The sequence below is a fragment of the Collinsella sp. D33t1_170424_A12 genome (assembly GCF_015554865.1).
Classification (GTDB): domain Bacteria; phylum Actinomycetota; class Coriobacteriia; order Coriobacteriales; family Coriobacteriaceae; genus Collinsella.
This window is the reverse complement of sequence record NZ_JADNJJ010000058.1, coordinates 1-3,796: the sequence shown is the minus strand read 5'-3', so window position 1 is coordinate 3,796 and position 3,796 is coordinate 1. Positions and strand designations below refer to the sequence as shown.

At 58.8% G+C, this 3,796-nt stretch carries 3 protein-coding genes; 1 reads left to right on the top strand and 2 read right to left on the bottom strand.

Annotation, left to right across the window (positions count from 1 at the left end):
• The first annotated feature begins 185 nt into the window (after positions 1 to 185).
• Positions 186 to 1,403, top strand: coding sequence for a hypothetical protein (locus tag I2E26_RS02840; RefSeq protein ID WP_195419542.1), 1,218 nt, complete (start codon positions 186 to 188; stop codon positions 1,401 to 1,403).
• A 193-nt stretch (positions 1,404 to 1,596) separates the two neighbouring features.
• Here the strand turns inward: I2E26_RS02840 and I2E26_RS02835 are convergent, their stop codons facing one another.
• Entirely contained in the window at positions 1,597 to 2,634 is a 1,038-nt protein-coding gene (locus I2E26_RS02835; protein WP_195419541.1) for a glycosyltransferase, read from the bottom strand.
• A gap of 24 nt (positions 2,635 to 2,658) precedes the next feature.
• Positions 2,659 to 3,738 carry a glycosyltransferase gene (locus tag I2E26_RS02830; RefSeq protein ID WP_195419540.1) on the bottom strand — a complete coding sequence of 360 codons (1,080 nt, stop codon included), beginning with the start codon at positions 3,736 to 3,738 and terminating at the stop codon, positions 2,659 to 2,661.
• Between the last annotated feature and the right edge of the window lie 58 nt (positions 3,739 to 3,796).

Genomic DNA, 3,796 nt, shown 5'->3' with positions numbered 1-3,796 from the left:
TCACAGCATGCGGGAGCCCTCCCTATTTGTCACCATCGAGATGTAAACAACGTCTTGGCACTTAACACCTAGCGCCCCTCAAGCAGTGGCTGGAGCACCCCGGTCGCACGGGCACGCTCGAACCGCAGCGCCAGACAGCAGCCAAGCCCGTCCCCGGCACCTGGAATGATTGCACGTACCTCTACGTGAGCGAAGCATGCGGCTATAAGAAGTACGACGTCATCACGACAACCGAAAGCGGCGCCCCCATCCAGTACTACGGCCCGGGCGCCTACATCACGTCCATTCCGCAAAACGCCAAGTCCCTTACGCTGCCCCGCGCCATCGACAACCACCCGCTGGTATACGCGCACATCGCCTGCGGCTATCAGAAAACCGAACTCGCAAGCATCAATGTGGATGCGGCGAGCGAGCTGCGCGTACTCACGGTTTCGAATTCCAATCTTTCCGGGCTCACCATCGCTCCCGACACGCTTACCAAGCTCGAACAGCTCACGGTGAGCAACTGCAATCTTACGCAGCTCGACCTCCAGGGATGCCGCAACCTGAACGTGCTGAGTATCTATGACACCAAGCTCTCCAGCATCGACCTGCGTCACGTTTCCAAGCTGCATAACCTCCTCGTGAGCAACAACATGCTCACGCAGCTTGACATCAGTCCCTGCCCCGACCTCTTCCAGATGGACTGCTCGCGCAATCTGATTGCAGACACCAGCGCCCTCGAAGCATGGCTGAAGCAACCGGGCCATACGGGCAGCGTGCTGCCGCAGAAGGACCCCAGCTCCCCCACGAAGTATACGAAAGACGGCTTCACCTATATCAAGGTAAACCAGAACACAACGCTCACCTGGGGCGATGTCGTTGGCCAGGATGCCGAGGGAAACGATATCACGTTCCGCGGCTCGGGCATCTACATCGTAAACACGAGCAAGTCGGGCGCGGCCACACTCCCCGCCTCGATCGACGGGCTGCCGGTGGTCCTGGTTACCATCCCGAAGGCTGCCACAGGCATCACCTCTATAGATGCGCGCGGCTGCAAAGACCTTACGGACATCACCGTATTTGCACCCAACCTCACCGCGCTCAACGTCTCCGGCGTAAGCAGCCTGCTCAACCTGCACGTCGCCAACACCAAGCTGCAGTCGCTCGACTGTTCCGGCTGCACCTCGCTCTTTAGCTGCTACGCGGGCTTTAACAAGCTGCACGACATCAACCTGAGCGGCTGCACCAAGCTGGACAACCTCTTCCTGCAATCAAACGAGCTCACATCGTTCGACGTAAGCCCCTTAACGAACCTGACGATGCTCTACGTCCAAGACAATCGAATTGCCAACACAAGCGCCCTCGAGGCATGGCTGGCGCAGCCCGGTCACAGCGGCATGGCAACACCGCAGCGAGCCTAATCTGCCCCGTGCATGACGGCGCCCCGCATCCGATGATGCATCGACCGCGGGGCGCCTGATGGCAACGCCGCGCAGCTATTGCTTCACCTCGCACAAGAAAAGCGCCCCCGCATCCCAGATGGTTCCGGATGCGGGAGCGCGTGCATGTAGCAGCTTTTAGCCACTCAAAGGTACATGAATGCCGCCTTTGAGTCTACCTGCGAATCTTATGCCAGATGCGACGCAGGAAAAAGTAGAGGCGGTCGTACAGACGCGAGAAGAACGTCGAGCTCGAGATATGCTCGTAGAACGCGTAGTCATCCGAGTCGAAGAAGTACTCCGCGTCGTGACGCGTGATATCGAACAGATCGAACACGCGGGTGCGCAGGTCGTCGGCAAAGGTCTGGCGACCCTGCTCGTCGAGCACCGTGTACTTCCAGTGGCACATGTGGAGCGCATAGTTCACGAAGTTGCGCTCGCACGCATCCCACAAGCCGTGCTCCTTAAGGCCATCGCGGAATGCCTCGAGCGCATCGAGCATATAGCGGTAGTCGTCGTTGGTCCCATCGCTGAGACTGCCCTCGCGGGCGCGGCGGTAATAGTACAGCGTTTCGTCCAGATAGTACAGGCGCGGCGCGGCCGTAAGGGCGATGTACGTGAATGGCATATCCTCATGCGCGCCCACCTTGGGAAACTTGAGGTCGATATCCTTTAGGCAGGAGGTGCGATACAGCTTGTTGACCGTGAAGCCCACCACGCGCTTGTAGAAGTTATCGATATCGGTGGTTCCAAACACCGTACGCGCGGGAACGAACTCCTTGAAGACGGCGTTGGTGGGAGCCGTCTCCCCCGTCTTGTCGTCGAAGTTGTCCATATCGAAGATCACGGCATCGGTATCATGCTCGCGCGCGACCGCGACGAGCTGTTCGAGCGCCGTGGGCACCACGTAGTCATCGGAATCGACGAAGCACAGGTAATCGCCGGTCGCGCGGTCGATGCCAACGTTACGCGTGGAAGCGGCCCCGGAGTTAACCTTATCGATTACCACAAGGCGCGGGTCGTCTTGCGCGCGCTGCTGCAGAATAGCAAGGCTGCCATCCTTGGATCCGTCGTTCACGCAGATGATCTGCAGATTGCGATACGTCTGGTTCTGCAGGGAATCGAGAAGCGTGGGCAGGTAGCGCTCGGAGTTATACACCGGCACCACGATGGAAACGAGCGGCTGGGAAGCGTTGGGGCTATCTACATTCATACATACGGCTTTCGTCAAACGATATTACAGAGCGTGCTTGATGAACGAAGCGTACATGCGAAGACGCGAGATGAGACCGTTCGCGCAGCACGTGCGACGATGCTCCTTGAAATCCTGGGGAGGATACTGCACCGTAAGGGCGCGGTTGCTAAACGCCGCGGGATTCTCGATAAGCTCGTTGAGCTCGAGCCACTCGACGTCCTGGAAGGCGGACTGCTTGAGGTTGCCAGCAGCCTTGGCCTCGGCGAACTCGCGCGACATGCGCTCCATGAACTCGGGCTTGAGGGAATCGTCAAGACGATTGTAGTTCCACACGTACGTCTCGTACTTCTTGGAAGGAATCACGTAGCGGAACGCCTCGGCACGCTGCGGATTGCGGGCCAGATGCTCCTCGAAGGAGTCGTACTCGTCGCACACGCAGAACATCTTGGCGCCGGATTTCACCGAGGAGCCGGCGTTGTCCACGCGATAGTTGAGGAACGCCTTGCGCGTGATAACCATGCGCTGGGCAGACGTAAGGACCTTCAGGGCGAAGCCGGTATCCTGGAAGGAGGCACCCGGGGTCTCGAGGAACTCGATGCCGTTGTCCTTGAGGAACGAGGCTTTGTAGATGGCGGTCCAGATGGCCGGGCTGCCACGCAGGATGTCGGGGTGGTTTACGGTGTCGAACGCCGAATCGTACGGCGCATCGCAGAGATTGAGGACGTCGACCAGATCGAACTTGGTGCCGTTCTCAGACATGTTCCAGTAATTGGAGCGCACGACGTCGGCATCGTTTTGAACAGCAAGGTTGTACAGGGTCTCGAACATCTCGGGACGCGCGCAGTCATCGGACTCGACGATGCCGATGTACTCGCCCCTGGCATGGGAGAAGCCGAGGTTCATGGTGTGGCCGTAGCCGCGGTTCTCCTTGGTAAGCACCTTGACGCGATCGTCCTTGGCGGCATACTCCTGCGCGATCTCGAGCGAGTTATCGGTCGAACCGTCGTTCACCACGATGATCTCGATATCCTTGAGCGTCTGGGCGCAAATGGAATCGAGGCAGGCGGGAAGGAAGGCGGCGACGTTGTAAACGGGCACGACAACAGAAACTTTGGGTGACATAACGGCCAATCTCCTGAACTACACAACGGGTACCAGTATAACTAAGCGCGCGGCTCTA

Bases quoted from the DNA above. Each gene is read 5' to 3' on its own strand.
- I2E26_RS02835 (WP_195419541.1), bottom strand. From the start codon at position 2,634: ATGAATGTAGATAGCCCCAACGCTTCCCAGCCGCTCGTTTCCATCGTG.
- I2E26_RS02830 (WP_195419540.1), bottom strand. From the start codon at position 3,738: ATGTCACCCAAAGTTTCTGTTGTCGTGCCCGTTTACAACGTCGCCGCC.